The following is a 19,197-nucleotide window of genomic DNA, read 5'->3' as shown; positions in this document are numbered from 1 at the left end:
AGATACGGAAAGCATGGCGACCCTGGAGACGATCGGAGAGAGGAGGCTGATAGAGCGCATGCTTTCGGTCTGCCGTCCCCGCCAGGGCGCGACCACTGTCATCGGGCCCGGCGACGATGCAGCGGTCATCGGCGGCCTCTCCGACGGCAGGATCGCGGCCACCACCGACTCGGTCTCGGTGGCCAGGCACAAGACCCCCGGGATGAACTGGGAGCAGTTCGGCTGGACGGCGGCGGCCGTGAACTTCAGCGACCTGGCGGCCATGGGCGCCCGGCCCGTCGGCCTCCTGGCGGCCATGGATATGCCCGGGGACATGGAAGAGGCCGACTTCCTCGACATAGCCAGCGGGATCGACCAATGCTGCGAGTTCTGCGGGACGGAGGTCGTGGGAGGGGACACCAAGCCCGGCCCCGGGACCGTGACCGCCACCGCCCTCGGGAGCTTCGAGGGCAGGAAGCCCCTGACCCGCTCGGGCGCCCGCCCGGGCGACGTGGTCGCCGTGACCGGGTGCATCGGCGAGGCGGCGGCCGGGTTCCTGGCGGAGCAGAACGGCCTCGAGGGGTTCGACGATGCGGAGTTCGCCTTCCGCGTCCCGGTCCCCCGCTGGGAAGAGGGGATGGCCATGGCCGGCACCGGCATCGTGACGTCCTGCATGGACCTGTCGGACGGCCTCGGCAATGCCTGCCGCGCCGTGTGCGCCGCCTCGCATGCGGGGATGGAGATCGAGTGGGAGTTCCTTCCCTTGGGCGAGGACACGGAAGAGGTCTGCCGCCTATGCAGGAAGGACCTCAGGGAGACCGCCCTCAGATGGGGCGGGGATTACGAGCTCCTGTTCACCTTCGACCCCAAGGACATAGACGCCCTCTACAAGGCAGGGGTGGCGTTCTCGATAATCGGCTCTGTCGACAACGGCAGGGGAGCATTCATCGCGGAAGGCGGCGAGAGGAGGGAGATGCCGGACGGCATTTATTAACCCCAATATAGAAGCGACATACTGGCACATAGAGGACGGCAGAGCAAGGTGCGACCTCTGCCCCCACCGCTGCCTCATCGGCAGCGAGGAGTTCGGCCTCTGCAGCTCCCGCAAGTTCACCGGCGGGAAGCTCACGGCCTACAACTACGGCAGAGTGTCATCCATCGCCGTCGATCCCATCGAGAAGAAGCCGTTCTACCATTACCGCCCCGGGACCAGGATATTCTCTGTCGGCGGGATCGGCTGCAACTTCAAGTGCCAGTACTGCCAGAACTACTCCATATCCATGGAGTCCTTCGGCAAGAAGCGCACCACCTTCAAGTCCGCGGAGGACATCGCCGCGCTCTGCCGCCAGCAGAGCTTCGACCAGATCGCCTTCACGTACAACGAGCCGGGGATCTGGTACGAGTACATCATGGACGTCCACGAGGCCGACCCGGACCTGAGGATCGCCCTCGTCACGAACGGCTATCTCAACGAGGACCCGATGAAGGACCTCTGCAGGGTCAGCGATGCCATGAACATCGACGTCAAATCGTTCAACGACCGCTTCTACCGCAGGATCTGCGGCGGGGACCTCGAATCGGTCAAGACCGCCTGCAGCGTGGTCCACGAGCAGGGCGTCCACCTGGAACTCACGTACCTGGTCATCCCAGGATACAACGACAGCACGGGGGAGGTCGAGAAGTTCGTCCGCTGGGTCAGGGACGACCTTTCCCCCGACATCCCCGTGCACTTCAGCCGCTTCCATCCCGATTACAACATGGAGACCGTCCCCATGACCCCAGTGGACACCCTCCTCAGGTTCCAGAAGCTGGCCGAGGACAACGGCCTGGATTACGCCTATGTGGGCAACATCATACATGACGATGCGTCCGACACCTACTGCCCCGAATGCGGGGCCGCGGTCATCAAGAGGACCGGCTACCGCGTGGACATCGTCGGGCTCGACGGGGACCGCTGCGCCTTCTGCAAGCACAAGCTGAACATCATAAGATGAACAGCGGGCTCCCCAGCAGGACGACGGCCGCCGATGCGATGGCCAGCGGCGCTATGAACGGTATCTGGTAGACCACCTTGGCGTCGGAGGCCCCTTCTGACATCAGGCGGGCGGCCGCCGCTTCCTTCTCCTCTCCGCGGCTGTCCTCGCCGCTGCATATCCAGACGAACGATCCCGCGGCCTCATCGAGCCTCATCCGGCCGCGGTCCGTGCGGACCGCATACCATATCAGCGCCCATGCCGCTGCGATGACCGCTCCGACGAAGAGCACCGACAGGGACGGAGGGATGAACTCCTCGATACGCGGATCGGGCGGCATCAGAGGGAAGGGCCCGATCTCCGGATAGTACGGAAGCGCGATGCTCAGCGACATCAGGCATTTTGCATCGGCGCCGCCGCGGAGCACGCCGGCATAGTACAGGCCGGCGTAGGCGGCCACAGCGGCTGCGGACACAAGCCCCTGGGTCACTATGTACGGGCTGTCGCCCTGAACAACCACGGCGAAGAACAGAACGGCGGCAGCCGCGCCCGCTGATACCGCCGCCTTCCCTTCGAGGAATGCCACCGCTACGAACTCCATGAGAAGGCACGCCGGCACCGCAAGGCAGTCGAACCTCATCCCCTCCTCGCTCACGCACAGAAGCGCATACAGCACCGAACCGATAAGACCCAGCGATGCCCAGTGGATGTCCGGGACCTCCCTGGTGCGGATATCGCTGCATGCTGCCGATGCCAGGATCGCAAGGGACACGACGGCTGCGGCTGCCTGCAAAGGCTCGGTGAACTCCATGCGCGAGTCCAAACGAGTTTAATTAATAAAGGGGAGAGGTTACATGCAGACGTATGTTCAGAAGCAGGAACAAGTTACTCATCGCAGCAGCGGCCGTCCTTGCCATGCTCGCGGTGGCGATTGTCCCCGTCCAGTATTCCGACGACTCGTCAGCGGCCATCAACGGAGACCTAGACGGTGTCACGGACATCGCCTACATCTGCGAACAGGACAGCATCACTGTTTCGGCCAACGGGACCACGCAGGCCAGCCTGCTGCTCATCAACAACAACACGACCGACGCCCATTACATCAGCGTGTCGGCGTCGACCGACAACAGCAAGGTCAGCGCCTCGGCGCACTTCAGCGGATCGAACCCGGAGAACACGAAGACCCTTTCCGCCAAGGTGTCGGGCTCGACCAGCACGGCCAATTCGGACACGGCGTACATCGAAATATCCGCCGACAGGTACGCACATCAGGGAGATTACACCCTGACCGTTTTCATCACGTCGTACGACTCCACAGGTTCCGGGACGCCCGAGACGGGATCCGTATCGATAGACCTCAAGGTGACCTCCGACCTGTCTTCGGGCAACAAGTACAACAAGTTCCTGGGATTCATCGAGAACGACTTCAGCGGGATCATGGGCGAGGTCTGGTTCACTGCGATCGTCTCGTTCTTCGGCCTCCTGGCCATCGGATACGTCATCATGCTCATCGCGGTCCCGGTGTGCGTCAGGATCGTGATGAAGAAGGACGATCCGGACAGGGAATACATGAAGAAGACCCTGTACGACCTCTGCCACGTCATCATCATACTGTGGGCCATCGGGCAGGTCCTCCGCATCGCAGGGACTGACGAGGAGTACATCGACATCGTCAACCGCGTCTTCTACGTCTGCTACCTGATCGTCGGGGCCATCGTCGGATGGAGGCTCTACAAGCTCGTCGTCGATGTGATCATCACCAGGATCGGGAACAAGGACGACCGCCACAGGAAGGATTACGACAGCCTGCGCCCGCTCTTCATGTACATAGGGGAGATCGCCATCGCCACCGTGGTCACCATCGTGGCCCTGAGCATGTTCGGAGTGGACGTCGCGGCCATCATCACCTCGGCCGGACTGATATCCCTAGGCATATCGATGGGCGCCAAGGATGTGCTGTCGCAGTTCTTCTCCGGATTGGTCATCCTCGCCACCAGGCCGTTCCAGAAGGGCGACCTCATACAGGTGGGCACGGACACCACGGTGTACCGCGTCCGCGAGGTCAACATCATGAACACCCAGCTGGAGAACTGGGACAACACCGACATCAACATCATGCCCAACTCGACCCTTGAGACCTCCAGGATCAAGAACATCACCAGGGAGACCACGGTCTACAAGTGCTACATCTCGATGAGCGTGTCCTACGACTCCGACCTGAACAAGGTCAGGCAGATCATGCAGGACGTCGCCTCAGCCAACCCGCACGTCATCACCGACGGCTCCTACGGAAGGCCTTACACCCGCGTCGAGGAGTTCGAGGACAGCAACATACAGGTTAAGATGGGAATGTACGTGGACGACTTCAACACCAGCTACACCGTCCGCGGGCAGATCCGCCAGGCCCTGTACGCCGCCTTCAAGGAGAACGGCATCGACATCGACTACACCCGCATCGTGGTGGAGGACGGCGGCAAGGCGTTCCCCAACGAGGGCGCGGACGGCAGCGGCCCGTCCCCTGCCGGCAGCGCCTGAGCGGTTTCCGGGGACGGGCGGTCCGTCCTCGGAAATCGTAAACAACTTCATGTTTTCCTTAACCGCAGACGGCCATTACTGCGGATTCCCGCCTTTCCTTCATTATTGTTATATAGCAACGAATGTTACACCGCCCCCATAAGGTTCCAGGCGGTGCCGAAAATGATAGACAACCTAGACAAGCGCATCCTCGAGATCATGAAGAAGGACTCCCGCTGCCCCTACGTGGACATAGCGGACCAGCTTGGCGTGTCCGAGGGGACGGTGAGGAGCAGGGTCCACAAGATGACCGAGGACGGAGTGATCCGCGGGTTCACCATCAAGACGAGCTCCAAGAACGTGAAGGCACTGGTCGAGGTCAGCATCGATGTCAACACCGACACCGAGGAGATAGCCAGGAGGATGTCGGAGTACGACGGGGTGACCGAGGTCTTCGAGGTCACCGGCGACCAGGACATAATCGCCATCGTGGACGTCGAGTCCACCCAGAACCTGAACGACATCATCGAGAAGGTGCGCAAGTACGACAACGTGCTGAGCACCAGGACCCGCCTAATCCTGAAGGAGCATTTCGGAGAGAATTGACATGTACGCAGAGAGCAGCAAGTTCAAGGGAACCGGAACGGCGTTGGTGACCCCCTTCAAGAGGGACGGCACCGTGGACGAGGAGGCCCTCAGGAGGCTCGTCGATTTCCAGGAGGAGAACGGGGTGGACATGCTCCTGCCCTGCGGCTCCACCGGCGAGGCCGCCTGCCTCAGCAGGGAAGAGCACCTCAACGTCATCAAGATCGTCATAGACCAGGCGAAGAAGGCAAAGGTCGTTGCCGGGGCCGGCAGCAACTGCACCAGGGAGGCCATCGACCTCTCCATGGAGGCGGCCGACATGGGCGCCGACGCCATCCTCTCCATCTGCCCCTACTACAACAAGCCGACCCAGCACGGCATCTACCTGCATTACATGTCCATCGCGGAGATGGCCGGCATACCGGTGATCGTGTACAACGTCCCCAGCAGGACCGGGATCAACATCGACAGCAGAACCCAGATAGAGCTGGCGAAGATCCCCGGGATCTGCGGCATCAAGGAGGCCTGCGGGAACATGGAGCAGGTAAAGTCCACCCTCGCCGGGAGGCCCGAAGGGTTCAACGTCCTCTCCGGCAACGACGACATGACCTTCGACATGATGAGGGCGGGCGCGGAAGGAGTATTCTCTGTGGCGTCCAACTGCATGCCCAAGCAGGTGTCCGAAATGGTCAGGGCCTGCAGGGACGGCAGGTTCGCGGAAGCGGAGAAGATGAACGATGCCCTGATGCCGATGTTCAAGGGCCTGTTCTGCGAATCCAACCCCATACCCATCAAGTACGTTATGTCGCACATGGGATTCGGGCTGAACAACCCCAGGCTGCCCCTGACCCCCCTCTCCGACAAGGGGATGGCGGTCGTCGACCCCCTCATCGACGCCTACGGACTGTGATCCCTTGGCCGTCAGGGTGGCGGTGGCCGGTGCCACCGGCAGGCTCGGGAGCATCGTCTGCAGGCTCGCCTCCGAGGACCCGGAGCTCGAGCTCACGGGCGCGGTGGTCTCGCAGAACGGAGGGCACGTCGGCGAGGACGTCTTCGGCGTGAAGGCCGTGGGGCCCGACCGCCTGGGCGAGGTCCTCGGCGGATGCGATGTGTACGTCGACCTCACGTCGCCGGAGGCGGCAGGGCCCGCCATCGAGGCGGCGGCCGCGGCCGGATGCTCGGTGGTCATCGGCACCACCGCGGTCCCCGAGAAGGCCATCTCCGCGATGGCGAGGGAAGTTGCCTCCAAGAGGTCCTCCGCCGTGGTCTCGGCCAATTTCGCGGTAGGGGTCAACGTCTTCTGGAAGCTCTGCGGCGACATGGCCGGGATGCTCCCGGGATATGATATCGAGGTCATCGAGATGCACCACGACCGCAAGAAGGACGCCCCGTCCGGCACCGCCGCCGAGGCCGTCCGCAGACTCCAGGCCGCGACCGCCATCCAGCGCGTCGTCTACGGCAGGAAGGGCGTCGTCGGCCCGAGGCAGCGCGAGATCGGGGTCCACTCGGTCCGCGCCGGCGACATCGTGGGCGACCATACGGTCATCTTCGCCGCCAACGGCGAGATGCTGGAGCTCACCCACCGCGCCATATCGCGCGAGGTGTTCGCCAGAGGGTGCATAGTAACGATCAAGTGGGCCGCCGCCCACAGGGACGGCAAGGTCCACAGCATGGACGAGGTGCTCGGATTATGCTGACAGTCATGAAGTTCGGAGGGACCAGCGTAGGTTCCATAGAGGCGCTCGAAAGGGTCGCCGGCATTGTTCTCAAGACGGACGGCTCGAAGGTAGTCGTCACCTCGGCCATGTCCGGGATAACCAACTTCCTCGTGGGGCTCTGCGAGGACATACCCGGGAAGAGGGACGAGGCCCTAGCCACGTTCGAGAAGAAGCATCTCGACGTCGCCAAGGCCATGCTCAACGACGAGCAGTACTCAGCCTTCCTGGAGGAGTTCAGGCCCAGGATGGAGGCGTTCCGCAGGCTCCTCTTCGACGAGTACGCCATGAAGGACCCCTATTACAGGGACAACGTGACCTCCCAGGGGGAGAGGTTCTCCTCCCTCCTGCTGTGCCACAAGCTCAGGGCGCTGGGGCATGACTCCGTCGCCCTCACCGCCGAGGACTGCGGCATCCGCGCCGTCGGCTCCCCCCTCAACGGGAACGCCGACCTGGTGGAGACCGAGAGGGCGATGAACATCAACGTGATGCCCTACATCAACCGCGGCTTCATCCCCGTGATCACCGGTTTCTACGGCGTCAAGAAGGACGGGCTCCCCCTGACCTTCGGCCGCGGCGGCTCCGATTACGCCGCAGCGGTCATCGCCAACGCCCTCAACGCCGACAGGCTCGACATCTGGACGGACGTCGACGGGTTCATGTCCGCCGACCCCAGGATCGTCCCCCATGCGGTCAAGATCGACGAGATGAGCTACACCGAGGCGGCCGAGCTCGCGTACTTCGGAGCCAAGGTCCTCCACCCGAGGACCATCGAGCCGGTCAGGAGGAAGCACATCCCCCTGTGGGTCAGGAACTCGTTCAAGCCCGAGGAGAGAGGCACCCTCATCTCCCAGTTCAGGAAGCCCAAGAACGAGCTGCTGCGCTCGGTGGCGGCCAAGACCGACCTGTCCATCATAAGCATCAGCTCCCCGGAGATCGCCTACCGGCCCGAGATCGTCACCAGGATCCTCGCCAAGATCTCCGAGAACAACGACGCCATCTACTCGATAAGCACCACCCTTTCGACCGTCGCCCTGCTCATCCACAACAACGATGTCAAGGATACTTTGAGAAAGCTCAACGAGCTCGAGAGCGAGGACATCGAGAGGATCGACGTGACCGGCGACGTGGCCCTCATCTGCTGCGTCGGCGACAACCTGCTCACCACCTGCGGCGTGTCCGGGGAGATCTTCGGCGCCGTCAAGGAAGCGCATGCCAACGTGCAGATGATAAGCGAGGGCGCGTCCGACGTGTCCCTCAATTTCGTAGTGCCCATGGCGCATGTGCTGGACACCATCAGGATACTGCACAAGAAGTTCGTCGAGGACGGAGGGAATGCATAATGGCCATGCGCGATTTCGAGAGCCGGGACGGGAAGATGATCTTCGCCGGCATGAACGTGGAGGACATAGCGAAGGAGTTCGGCACGCCCGTGTACGTCACGGACGAGCAGAGGGTCCGGGAGAACTACAGGGCGGTCTACAGTGCTTTCTCCAAGTACATGGAGACCGAGGTCCACTACGCCTGCAAGGCGAACACCAATCTCGCGATACTGAGCATCCTCCGCCAGGAGGGCGCGGGGATCGACGCCGTCTCCATCGGGGAGGTGGAGACCTGCCTCAAGGCCGGGTTCGACCCCTCCAAGATCATGTACACCGGCGTGTTCGTGAGCGAGGAAGAGCTAAAGCAGGTCGTGGAGACGGGCGTCCGCATCAACCTCGACTCGGTTTCCGAGATGGAGAAGCTGGCCCGCATCGCCCCGGGCACCAAGGTGTCCTTCAGGATCACCCCCGGGGTCGGTTCCGGCCACGGCGAGAAGGTCATCACCGGCAACAAGGGGGCCAAGTTCGGCATCCCGAGGGACAAGGTCGTCGAGACCTACCTGCATGCGCTCGACATCGGGCTCGAGCCGGTCGGCATACACGCTCACATCGGGTCCGGCGGGCAGTCCGTCGAGCCGTTCGTCGACGAGGCGGAGGTCCTCGCCGAGCTCATCAACCAGATAGACGAAGCGGGCATCAAGCTGGACTTCGTGGACATCGGCGGCGGCATCGGCGTCCCGTACAAGCCCAACGAGGACGAGATGGACCTCGACGGAATGGCCTCGGAGGTCACCGACGTCTTCGAGCAGAACACCGACGTCAGGAAGATCATCATCGAGCCGGGGAGGTACATCGTCGCCGACTCGACCGTGCTGCTCACCGCCTGCACGGACATCAAGGACGCGGAGACGAAGAAGTACGTGGGGGTCGACGCCGGGTTCAACACCCTCATCCGCCCGGCCATGTACGGCTCGTTCCATTACATCGCCGACGGGAGCAAGTTCGGCAGGGCCTGCACCTCGAGGTACGACATCGCCGGCCCGCTCTGCGAGAGCGGAGACTATCTGGGACATGACCGCGTCCTGCCCGAGGTGGAGGAGGGCGACATCATGGTCGTCTACGACGCGGGCGCCTACGGGTTCACGATGGCGAGCAACTACAACAGCCGCCCGCTGCCCGCCGAGGTCCTGGTCAACGACGGAAAGGCCGAGCTGATCCGCGAGAGGGAGACCCCCGAGGAGCAGTGGAGGCACCAGAAGGTCCCGGAGAGGCTGCAGCGATGAAGTTCTGGAAGTACCACGGGATCGGGAACGACTTCATCGTCCTGGACTGCATACACGACCCTGTCCCGGTGGACCCGGCCTGGGCGGAGCAGGTCTGCGACCGCCATTTCGGCATCGGCGCGGACGGCGTGCTCTACATCCAGCCCGGGAAGGACGGGTCCGACATCACCATGACCGTGGTGAACTCGGACTCCTCCATAGCGGAGATGTGCGGGAACGGGATCCGCTGCGTCGCCAAGCATGCGGCGGACACCGGCCTAGCGGGCCCCGGCGAGATGAAGATCATGACCGGCAGGGGAATCCTCAGCGCCAAGGTGTCCAAGGACCCGGAGGACGACTGGGTCTCCCGTGTGCAGATAGACATGGGCGCTCCCATCCTCGACGGCAGGAAGGTCCCGGTGGACTTCGACGGCCGTTTCATCAACCAGCCGTTCGAGGCGTACGGGGCCAAGTTCAGGGCGAACGCGGTATCCATGGGCAACCCCCATTTCATCACCTTCGACCCCCTGAGCGACTCCGAGATCGACCGCCTCGGCCCCCTGCTGGAGAAGCATCCGTTCTTCCCCAAGAAGACCAACGTCGAGTTCGCCCAGGTCAGGGACGGTAAGATATACATACGCGTGTACGAGAGAGGGGCGGCATGGACCCTGGCCTGCGGGACCGGGGCGTGCGCCACCACGGTGGCGGCCGCGCTGAACGGGCTGGTCCCGTTCGACACGCCCGTCGACGTCCGCCTCCCGGGCGGATGGCTCAAGATCAATGCCAGCTCCAAGCTGGACCGCGTCCTCATGGAGGGGCCGGCAGAGCTGGTCTACGAAGGAAACATAGAATATCTCAGGTGATGAAGAATGCCGGTAAGCTACAAGCAGGCTGAAAGGCTCCAGAAGCTCCCTCCCTATCTGTTCGTGAGGCTGGAGAAGCTCGCCGCCGCCAAGAGGGCGGAGGGCGTGAAGATGATCGACTTCGGCATCGGGGACCCGGACCTCCCCTGCCCCGGCGAGATCGTCAGGGCGATGAAGAAGGCCGCCGATGTCAACGAGAACCAGAAATACTCCTCGTCCCAGGGCGAGAAGGACCTCAGGGAGGCCATCGCCGAATACTACAAGAAGAGGTTCAACGCGAAGATCGATCCCGACGCGAACGTCTGCGTGACGATCGGGTCCAAGGAGGCCATCTTCAACATCGCCCAGGCGTTCGTCAACGACGGCGAGACGATCATCGCCCCCGCGCCCGGCTACCCGGTCTACTCCGGCGCCGCCAGCATCTTCAACAACGCCGTCTGCGAGAAGGTCGCGCTGAAGCACGAGAACAACTGGCTCCTGGACGTCGATGACTGCCCCGAGCATGCGAGGATGATGTACCTCAACTACCCCAACAACCCCACCGGGGCAGTGGCGGACGTCGATTACCTCAAGAAGGTCATGAAGTGGGCCGGCAGGAACAAGACCATACTCGCCTACGACAACGCCTACTGCGAGATGACCTTCGACGGGTTCAGGGCGCCCTCGGTCATGCAGGCCGGGAAGAACGCCATCGAGTTCATGTCCATGTCCAAGACCTTCTGCATGACCGGCTTCAGGCTGGGCTTCGCGGTCGGCCACGAGGACCTCGTCGCAGGGCTCACCAAGTGCAAGGGGCAGATCGATTCCGGAGCGCCCATATTCATCCAGAAGGCCGCCATCGCCGCCCTGCAGATGTACAACGACAAGGGCGAGCTCAAGGACGCCGCCAGGAAGAACATCGAGGAGTACGGCGAGAGGAGGAAGGTCATCGTCGAGGGGCTCAGGGACCTCGGTTACGAGTGCGACATGCCCAAGGGGACCTTCTACGTCTGGTTCAACTGCGGCAGGAACTCCGGGGACTTCACCAAGGACATGATCGACAAGGGCGTCATCGTCACCCCGGGCACCGGTTTCGGGAGCGAGGAGGGCTACATCAGGATGGCCGCCACCAAGCCCATCGACCAGATCGAGATCGCGCTCAAGCGCATGGGCAAGAAGAACGACTGAGCCTCCCGGGCATTCCGGGCGGGGCGTACGGCGCCGTCCGCCCTGAGCCAGCCAAACCTTTTTTCTAATTGCATCCGGATTACCCCGCATAGAAACGTGATTAAAATGGAGAACATCTTCAAACAGCACAGGAACGGGCTGACCGCCCTCGCTGCGGCCGTTGTCCTGGCCGCCTGCGCCTTCGGCATCGCCGGCCTCGGCTCCGACGACGCGCAGGCCGAGACCCAGCAGGCTGACGCTGACAGCGGCGATTCCGTATTCCTCGCCGAAAGCGACGACAGCGATTCCCAGACCGACGACGTGTACGAGTACGCAGCCGTCGTCATCGCCATCGCGATCCTGTCCATCGTGATAGGGCTCATCTGGTGCAGGAAACAGGAGTGAAACCACTTACCCGGACCCATCTCCGGGTCGACTCGTTTGTTTTTTATCCGCCTGGAACATCATTCCCGGCATATGGAAGTACTCGACGCGATCAAAGCCCGCAGGAGCATCAGGAAGTTCGAGGACAGGCCGATCGAGAAGGAGAAGCTCGACCTTATCGCCGACGCAGGCAGGCTGGCCCCGTCGGCCATGAACGAGAAGCGCGTCCGCGCCGTCTTCGCGATCGACCGGGAGGAGATCGGGATCATCGCCGAGGCCTGCGATCCCTTCTCCTGGGTCTCTTCGGCGCCCTGTGTCATCGCCGTCTATGCCGATAACGACAGGACCATGAAGTGCGGGATCAGCTCGAAGGTCGTCGACTGCTCCATCGCGCTCACGAATATGATGCTCGAGGCCACCGCGCTCGGCCTCGGCACCGTCTGGATGGGCCATTTCGATTCCGACATGGTCAAGCGCGCGCTCGCCATCCCAGAGGACGCCGTCCTGACAGCCATCATGCCGGTGGGATATCCTGCCGAGGAGGGCACCGTGAGGGAGAAGGCCCCCAGGGAGGTATTCGCATCGTTCGATGCCGCCCGCAGCGGAGAGTGAGGGGCGGCATGGACGCATAGACCCTCCTGAGCGGAGAGGTCAGGGGAACGCCCGAGGAGACCTTCTCGGAGGCGACGGAAGACGCCGGGCCGGAGGAGCTCCTGGTGCTGCTGGGAGAGCTCAGGAACGCCTGCGCCTCGTTCAGCTATGAGCAGATGGTCGTCGACAACGAGTACCTGGAGAAGGCCGGGAAGATGATTGCGCTGGACTGCTACGAGGCGCTGACCGAGAGGAAACTGGCGGAGATGGGCCGCGAAGTGCCTGAAGACGTCAACTTCAGAAGCGTCTCGAGGACCTACATGGAGCTGGCGGACATCGTCTTCACCGATCTCCGCGACACCTCCGCCCATTGCTTCAACTTCCCTTCCGATGCCCTCAGGGAGAAGGCCGCCGGCATCCTGAAGCTCATCTGCGACCTGGTGCAGTACAGCGCAGTGCATCTGTCGATGGATTCCGACATGTGCCCTTCGCAGTACCGCGGCTGGGCGTCCAAACTGCTCTCCCGGTGCGAGGTGGCCTCCAAGTACATCGAGTACGACGGGAAGTGCGAAGCTTACACTAAGCAGATGGAGAGGCTCTCGGAGCTCGTGTCCCGGGCCGAGCGCGACGGGAGACTGACCGATCTCCAGAGTGCCAGGAACAGAAGGTACCTGGCGGAGAACCAGAAGATCATCGCCTGGGGCCGCAGCAACGTGGAGAAGCTCAACCTCCAGCTGGAGCTCTGCGACCCCTACGATATGACCCAGCGCCGCTACCTGATGGAGCTGATCAACACCACTAACGGCTGGCTGGACGGTTTCGAGAGGGATCACTGACCGTTCCCGAACTTCTCCCTGGACTTCTCCAGGGCATCGATGACCGGCAGGGGCTCCCTGAGCAGGAAGGTCTCCAGGGCGCCTCCGCCAGTGCTCACGTAGGACATCGAATCCGCGAGGTCGAACCTCTCGGCGGCGGCCGACGTGTGCCCTCCGCCCAGGACGGAGAGCCCCTTGCTGTCGACCATGGCGTTCATGATGGCCTTGGTGCCGTTCTCGAAGCCGGGCTTCTCGAACATGCCGGCGGGGCCGCTCATGAACGAGGTCTTCGCCTGCTCGATGACCTTCCGGAAGATCTCGATCGACTTGTCGCCGATGTCCAGCGCCGCTCCCGCGTCGGCCATGTCGCCGGTGAGCACGGAGACCCTCTTCCCGTCCTTCTCGACGGCCACATCCACCGGCAGGAGGATCTTCTGGCCGAACTTGGCCATGACCTCTTTGGCACGGGCGAAGTTCTCGGGGGTGAGCTCCTCCGCCAGCGGGACCCTGGAGGCCCCGCCTATGTCGACGCCCCTCGCCATGAGGAAGGCGTTGCCGGCGAGCCCGACCACGATGACGGTGTCCGCGGTGCCGTTGCCGAGGACCCTCTCGATCATGTGCGGGATGTCCCCGAACTTGGCCCCTCCGAGGATGAAAACGGACGGGCGGCGGGGGTTGTTGAAGATGGTCCTGAGGGCATACATCTCCTTGGCCATCAGCCGGCCGGAAGCGGAGGGAAGGACCTCCTCGAAGCCGACCAGGGAGCACTGGGACCTGTGGGCGGCGCCGAAAGCGTCGCAGACGTAGATGTCGAAGAGCGGGGCGAGGGCGGTGACGATCTCGCCTTTGGAATGCCCCACGGAATCGAGCTTGGCGACCTCCGAGTCTATGGCCCTGACGTTGCCGAGGAGGAGGACCTCCCCCTCGCCGACCTCCTTGATGGCGGCGACCGCCTTCTCGCCGATGACATCGTCCACATACTTCACGGGGGCGTTGAGGTCCCTCGCCAGGATCGCAGCGTGCTGGGACAGATCGGTGAAGTCCCACTTGCCTTTCCTGCTCTGATGGGCCAGGATGACCACCTTGGCCCTCTTGCCCATGAGCTCCCTGATGGTGGGTATGACCGCGCGGATCCTCGAGTCGTTGATGATCTTCAGGGTCTGCCTGTCCATCGGGCAGTTGATGTCAACCCTGAGGAGAACCCTCTTCCCGCGGAAGTTCATGTCGCCCAGCGTGTTGTACGTGTCCTCCATGTTCCTGCCTCAGTGATCGATGCCGAGCGCCCTGTTGGTCTTGGCCACGGACTCGGGCCCCTCCATCATCTTGAACATGGACCTTATGCAGTCGATGTTCTCGGGGATGACATCGGACTCCTGGTGGACGGCCTGATAGTAGTACAGGGTGTCGCCGACCATCTTGATCCCGTCCGACCAGACGCAGATCTCGTACATGTCGGACCTGCTGCGGCCGAGCTCGCGCGCCAGCTCCATGATCTGGGCGGTGCTCTTGAGCCCGTCCTTGGAGGAGATCAGCCTCACGCGAGGCATCTTGGCGAACATGGCGACTGCCTCCTCGGTGGTGATCTCCTTGCCGAGCCTGACCACCACGGCCTGGATGTGCATGAGGGTGGTGGAGGCCTTGATCGCCATGGTTGTGATGTCCAGCCAGGGGAGGACGGACTTGACGTCGAGCCCGTGATGGGTCGGGAGGGACACCGACGGTTCCAGGGCGTTGATGGGCCCCGATTTGCTGTCGCCGGGATCGGCCGCGCGGCGGACGATGGTGACGTAGGCGTTCTTGATCTTGCACTCCCTGTCGAGGACGCTGAGGGCCCTGAGGAGGGCGGTGGTGTTGCAGCTCACGACGCGGGAGAACTGCATCCCCCACGAATCCTTGTAGTTCGCAGTGGAGTTGAAGGATACGCCGGTGAGGCCGTGCTCCTCGCCGCCCTGGAATATGGCCTTCTTCCCGGCCTTCTCGTATTTCGCCTTGTCCTCCGGGCCCACGGTCCCGGGGGTGCAGTCCACGATGATATCGGATGCGGCGATGAGGTCGTCGATGGTCCCGGCGACCTTGATCCCGGCCTTATCGAAGGCGGGGATGCTCTCAGCGGGGACGTACAGGGGGATTCCGGCGGCGACGGCCGTCTGCGCCTCGAACGTGGGCCTCGTCTTCGACACCCCGATGAGCGTCATATCGTCCTGTGCCAGGACCGCCGTCGCGACCCTCTTGCCGATCGTTCCGTAGCCGTTGACTCCGACCTTTATCTTAGCCATGGGATCTTCACTGGAGAAACGATAGCGTCCACTCATATAATAGTAATCTAAGCGGGCCCTGCAGGCCCGTACGATAAGTGCCAGAGGCCCCGCGGCAGGGCCCTGAGGCCTCTGCGGGGAGCGGCCGCCCGGGGCGTCCGCGCCTCCGGAAGCGGCCTCCGGATGGTCCGATATTTTATAATTGTCAGTAGATAGCGTCCTGATTCGCATGAAAGGCTCGAAAGCGCTTCTCAGGATGCTCGAGGACCGCGGCGTGAGGAACGTCTTCGGATACCCGGGCGCCACCGTCATCCCGATCTACGACGAGTTCCTGGAGTCGGACGTGAGGCATATCCTGGTCAGGCACGAGCAGTGCGCCGCCCATATGGCCGACGGTTACGCCCGCGCCTCCGGCAAGCCCGGGGTCTGCCTGGCCACCTCCGGCCCCGGGACTACCAACCTCGTCACCGGCATCGCCACCGCCTACGCGGACAGCATACCCATGATCGCCCTCACAGGGCAGGTCGGCACCAGCTTCCTGGGCGCCGAGGCGTTCCAGGAGGTCGACTCCTATTCCCTGATGATGCCCGTCACCAAGCACAACTTCCGCGTCCTCGACCCGGAACGGCTCCCGCACGCCATCGACGAGGGATGGAAGATATGCCAGATGGGCAGGCCCGGGCCGGTCCACATCGATATGCCGGTCGACCAGATCAACTCCGATATCGATTCGGAGCTCCTCACCAAGAGCTGGGGCGTCAAGCCCCCGGCCGAGGACCTGTCGGGGATGTCCGATGCGGTCTCCCTCATCAGGAGCGCGGAGCGCCCCATCATGCTGGTCGGAGGCGGGGCCGTCAACGCCTCGGAGGAGGTCGTCAAGCTCGCCGAGCTCACCGGCATGCCGATCGTCACCACGCTGATGTCGCTCGGCGTCGTCCCCTCGGAGCACCCGCTCAACCTCGGCCCCCTAGGTATGCACGGCAGGATGGGAGCGCTCGACGCCTTCCAGTCGGCCGACCTGGTCCTGGCCATCGGCACCAAGATGTCGGACAGGACGTACAACCCCCATACCATGCCGGCGGAAACCTGCAGGGTCATCCAGATCGACGTCGACGCCACCCAGTTCGGGAAGTCCAAGCTGCCCAGCGTCAACATCCAGTGCGATGCGAAGAAAGGCACCAGGATGCTCCTGGACAGGCTCAGGGGGTACAAGGACGCCCACTCCGAGTGGGACGGCCGCTACACCAAGCTCAGGAAGCTGTGCCAGTGCGACTTCGATTACGATGCCGACCCCATCCTCCCGCAGAAGGTCATGCACGAGATCAACCGCCTCCTGGCCGACAGGAACACCATCGTCACCACGGATGTCGGGCAGAACCAGATGTGGGCGATGCACTGCCTCGATGTCAGGTACCCGAGGCAGTTCATAACCTCCGGGTCCTTCGGGACCATGGGGTTCGGCCTCCCGGCGGCCCTCGGCGCGAAGGTCGCCAGGCCGGAGGCCAAGGTCCTCACCATCGTCGGGGACGGAGGGCTGCAGATGGTCATCCAGGAGCTGGCGACCTCGGTCGCGGAGGACATCCCCGTCACCATCGTCCTGCTCAACAACGGATGGCTGGGCATGGTCAGGCAGTGGCAGAAGCTGTTCTGGAACAAGAGGTACAGCGGCACCAAACTCGATGCCGACCCCGATTTCGTGAAGATCGCCGAGAGCTACGGCGCATGGGGGATCCGCGTCACCAAATCCTCGGAGATCCGCGAGGCCCTGGAACGCGGCATCAAGTCCGACATCACCTGCCTCATCGACATACACTGCGACCCCGAGGCCGACATCACCCCGATGATCCTCCAGGACCCCAAGGTTCCTATCGTCATGGGCAGATGCCCGTACAGGGTGTAAGCGTTCGAAGAACGCCGGCTTTGTGGCAGACTGAAGCTTCAGGCCCCTCCGGAGATGTCGAACCTCCAGTCGGCGAGCCCGCGGAAATTATCGCGTATGCGAACCTTCTCCGGTTCCTGGCACTTCAGCCCTGCCTTCTCGGCCAGCTCGGGGATCAGGGCTTCCGTCGGGATCTCGATGCCGTCGATCACGGCATTGCCGGCGAAGAACACGGCCTTCGATCCCCCGAGGACCTCGCCGACGGATGCGATCAGTTCCCCGATATCCTCCGCATAGCGGCGGATGAACATGTACTCGGGACGGCCTTCAAGTTCCGAAAGGGCGTCGGATATCGAGGACGGAGCGGGCCCGGACGGCGTCCACTCCTTCATGTAATCCGCCATCGGTTCCAGCGGCATCCCGATGCATTGAGCGTCCCGGCGCCTCATGACCGTCCTGTCCGTGAATACTCCGGACCTCTGTGCCAGCGTCCTGTATCCCATGTCGTACGATGCGGACGGCGAAGGCAGGAACGACAGGATCAGGCCGTAATGCTTCCTCAGGGGGCACGGGATGCCGTCTGCGCCGCCTTCCGAGAGCGACGCCGGGACCGAGGGATTGTCCGGAAGGGTGTCCCTGACCTGCGAGACGCCGTCCCAGAAGGTCTCCATCCCGATGGATTCGTCGAAAACCCCTGTTCCCATCAGGAGTTCCGACGCCCTCAGGTATGAAACGAACAGAAGGTCCCTGATCTCGTCCCTGCTCTCTTTCGGAAGCTGATAGAGCCAGCGCGCCAGGAAATCGCCGCGTGCCGGTTCGTAGCCGTAGGTCCCGGCGATCTCCGGGAGCGGGTCCGTGTCGGACTCCCAGAAGACCTCGTCGGTGATGGTCGCGCAGGAATATCCCAGCGTTTCCGCGGTCTTCTCCCCGTAGATGCCGGTCTTCGCCTGAGTCAGCTTCAGCAGGAGGGGGTCGGGGCACAGCCCGGTGCCCGCGATGCCGCGGTAGGCGCAGGCCAGGCTCACCGCTCCGTCGGTCACGTAGGGATCGAGGACCGTCCTGGGGTTCTCCTCATCAAGGACGTCGTCGGCGAGCGAGACCCGGCAAGCGGGGGATGACAGCGGCCACGAATAACGCCCGCGGCCTCCGATCGGCTTTTCCATGCAGCGTCTAACGCCGAATACCGTTATACGGATGGCGGTCCGGCCGGAACAAAGAGATTCCAACTAAATATCCGAGGGGCAATCGTCCGAAACATGCCCGTGAAGATAGAGGGATTCGCCGCGAAGGACGCAGAAGATGCGGCGCGCATCTGGAACGAGGTCGTCGATGACGGGATCGCCTACCCGCAGGAAGATGACCTCACGCCGCCGGAAGCGGAGAAATTCTTCTCGTCTCAGACCTTCACCGGGATTGCCCGCGACACCGAGACCGATGAGGCGCTGGGTCTCTACATCCTCCACCCCAACAACGTGGGCCGCTGCGGGCATATCGCCAACTGCAGCTATGCAGTCGAGCGGAGCGCCCGCGGCAGGCACATCGGGGAGATCCTCGTGAAGGATTCGATCGAGAGGGCTCGGGAGGCCGGGTTCCGGATCATCCAGTTCAATGCGGTTGTGACCACCAACTATCCTGCGCTGGCACTGTACCGCAAGATGGGGTTCAGGCAGCTAGGTACCATCCCCGGGGGCTTCCGCATGAAGGACGGGAGCTACGAGGACATCATCATCCATTACCTGTGCCTCCGAGGCCCGGATGATGCGTTTCAGCCCGACCGATGCGGTCTGAAGCCGATGTCGGCATGAAGATGCGCGGAGCCCGTTTCCGCTGGGAACGATTTGACCTCGAGGGTGTCGATGCGCACGCCCGTCCGCGGAGCCCGTTTCCGCTGGGAACGATTCCTTCCGAGCATCT

At 63.0% G+C, this 19,197-nt stretch carries 19 protein-coding genes; 15 read left to right on the top strand and 4 right to left on the bottom strand.

Annotated elements, in window-relative coordinates; translation table 11 throughout:
- Positions 1–13: 13 nt before the first annotated feature.
- Both thiL and amrS read left to right on the top strand, forming a co-directional pair.
- Entirely contained in the window at positions 14–973 is a 960-nt protein-coding gene (gene thiL / locus O8W32_06355) for a thiamine-phosphate kinase (GenBank protein WII08791.1), read from the top strand.
- A complete protein-coding gene (gene amrS / locus O8W32_06350) occupies positions 969–1,973 on the top strand; it encodes an AmmeMemoRadiSam system radical SAM enzyme (protein ID WII10049.1) in 1,005 nt (334 codons plus the stop codon). Before thiL ends, amrS begins: the two co-directional genes overlap by 5 nt.
- Here amrS and O8W32_06345 read toward each other — a convergent pair.
- Positions 1,963–2,763 carry a hypothetical protein gene (locus O8W32_06345; protein WII08790.1) on the bottom strand — a complete coding sequence of 267 codons (801 nt, stop codon included), beginning with the start codon at positions 2,761–2,763 and terminating at the stop codon, positions 1,963–1,965. The two genes, amrS and O8W32_06345, sit on opposite strands and share 11 nt — an antisense overlap.
- Before the next feature lie 53 nt (positions 2,764–2,816).
- Here O8W32_06345 and O8W32_06340 point away from each other — a divergent pair, with 53 nt between their 5' ends.
- From O8W32_06340 to O8W32_06290, 11 genes are all read left to right on the top strand, one after another.
- Complete coding sequence (locus tag O8W32_06340) at positions 2,817–4,487, top strand: mechanosensitive ion channel family protein (GenBank protein ID WII08789.1); 1,671 nt, start codon at positions 2,817–2,819, stop codon at positions 4,485–4,487.
- 162 nt (positions 4,488–4,649) lie between these two features.
- Positions 4,650–5,072, top strand: coding sequence for an Lrp/AsnC family transcriptional regulator (locus O8W32_06335; GenBank protein ID WII08788.1), 423 nt, complete (start codon positions 4,650–4,652; stop codon positions 5,070–5,072).
- 1 nt (position 5,073) lies between these two features.
- A complete protein-coding gene (dapA, locus tag O8W32_06330) occupies positions 5,074–5,961 on the top strand; it encodes a 4-hydroxy-tetrahydrodipicolinate synthase (GenBank protein ID WII08787.1) in 888 nt (295 codons plus the stop codon).
- Between the two features lie 4 nt (positions 5,962–5,965).
- Positions 5,966–6,748, top strand: coding sequence for a 4-hydroxy-tetrahydrodipicolinate reductase (gene dapB, locus O8W32_06325; GenBank protein WII08786.1), 783 nt, complete (start codon positions 5,966–5,968; stop codon positions 6,746–6,748).
- The gene (locus tag O8W32_06320) at positions 6,742–8,109 is read left to right on the top strand and encodes an aspartate kinase (protein ID WII08785.1); all 1,368 of its coding nucleotides are present in this window, start codon (positions 6,742–6,744) and stop codon (positions 8,107–8,109) included. Before dapB ends, O8W32_06320 begins: the two co-directional genes overlap by 7 nt.
- Positions 8,109–9,371, top strand: a complete 1,263-nt coding sequence (gene lysA, locus O8W32_06315; GenBank protein WII08784.1) for a diaminopimelate decarboxylase — start codon at positions 8,109–8,111, stop codon at positions 9,369–9,371. Before O8W32_06320 ends, lysA begins: the two co-directional genes overlap by 1 nt.
- Positions 9,368–10,213 carry a diaminopimelate epimerase gene (gene dapF / locus O8W32_06310; GenBank protein WII08783.1) on the top strand — a complete coding sequence of 282 codons (846 nt, stop codon included), beginning with the start codon at positions 9,368–9,370 and terminating at the stop codon, positions 10,211–10,213. Before lysA ends, dapF begins: the two co-directional genes overlap by 4 nt.
- Before the next feature lie 6 nt (positions 10,214–10,219).
- Positions 10,220–11,380 (top strand): aminotransferase class I/II-fold pyridoxal phosphate-dependent enzyme, encoded by a 1,161-nt coding sequence (locus tag O8W32_06305; GenBank protein WII08782.1) that lies wholly within the window; start codon positions 10,220–10,222, stop codon positions 11,378–11,380.
- A gap of 105 nt (positions 11,381–11,485) precedes the next feature.
- The gene (locus O8W32_06300; protein WII08781.1) at positions 11,486–11,764 is read left to right on the top strand and encodes a hypothetical protein; all 279 of its coding nucleotides are present in this window, start codon (positions 11,486–11,488) and stop codon (positions 11,762–11,764) included.
- Between the two features lie 72 nt (positions 11,765–11,836).
- Positions 11,837–12,355, top strand: a complete 519-nt coding sequence (locus tag O8W32_06295; protein WII08780.1) for a nitroreductase family protein — start codon at positions 11,837–11,839, stop codon at positions 12,353–12,355.
- Between the two features lie 104 nt (positions 12,356–12,459).
- Entirely contained in the window at positions 12,460–13,170 is a 711-nt protein-coding gene (locus O8W32_06290) for a hypothetical protein (GenBank protein ID WII08779.1), read from the top strand.
- Here the strand turns inward: O8W32_06290 and pgk are convergent.
- Positions 13,164–14,402 carry a phosphoglycerate kinase gene (pgk, locus tag O8W32_06285; GenBank protein ID WII08778.1) on the bottom strand — a complete coding sequence of 413 codons (1,239 nt, stop codon included), beginning with the start codon at positions 14,400–14,402 and terminating at the stop codon, positions 13,164–13,166. The genes O8W32_06290 and pgk overlap by 7 nt on opposite strands.
- A 9-nt stretch (positions 14,403–14,411) precedes the next feature.
- Positions 14,412–15,425 (bottom strand): type II glyceraldehyde-3-phosphate dehydrogenase, encoded by a 1,014-nt coding sequence (locus O8W32_06280; GenBank protein ID WII08777.1) that lies wholly within the window; start codon positions 15,423–15,425, stop codon positions 14,412–14,414.
- Positions 15,426–15,633: 208 nt separating this feature from the next.
- Here O8W32_06280 and ilvB point away from each other — a divergent pair, with 208 nt between their 5' ends.
- Positions 15,634–17,304 (top strand): biosynthetic-type acetolactate synthase large subunit, encoded by a 1,671-nt coding sequence (ilvB, locus tag O8W32_06275; protein ID WII08776.1) that lies wholly within the window; start codon positions 15,634–15,636, stop codon positions 17,302–17,304.
- A gap of 38 nt (positions 17,305–17,342) precedes the next feature.
- Here ilvB and O8W32_06270 read toward each other — a convergent pair whose 3' ends face one another.
- A complete protein-coding gene (locus tag O8W32_06270) occupies positions 17,343–18,446 on the bottom strand; it encodes a hypothetical protein (protein WII08775.1) in 1,104 nt (367 codons plus the stop codon).
- A gap of 93 nt (positions 18,447–18,539) precedes the next feature.
- Between O8W32_06270 and O8W32_06265 the strand changes: the two genes are divergently transcribed.
- Positions 18,540–19,088, top strand: a complete 549-nt coding sequence (locus O8W32_06265; protein WII08774.1) for a GNAT family N-acetyltransferase — start codon at positions 18,540–18,542, stop codon at positions 19,086–19,088.
- Positions 19,089–19,197 lie beyond the last annotated feature (109 nt).

The organism is Methanomassiliicoccales archaeon LGM-DZ1, assembly GCA_030168595.1.
Classification (GTDB): domain Archaea; phylum Thermoplasmatota; class Thermoplasmata; order Methanomassiliicoccales; family Methanomethylophilaceae; genus Methanomethylophilus.
The sequence above is the reverse complement of the archived record's forward strand: the minus strand, read 5'-3'. Positions and strand labels throughout refer to the sequence as shown.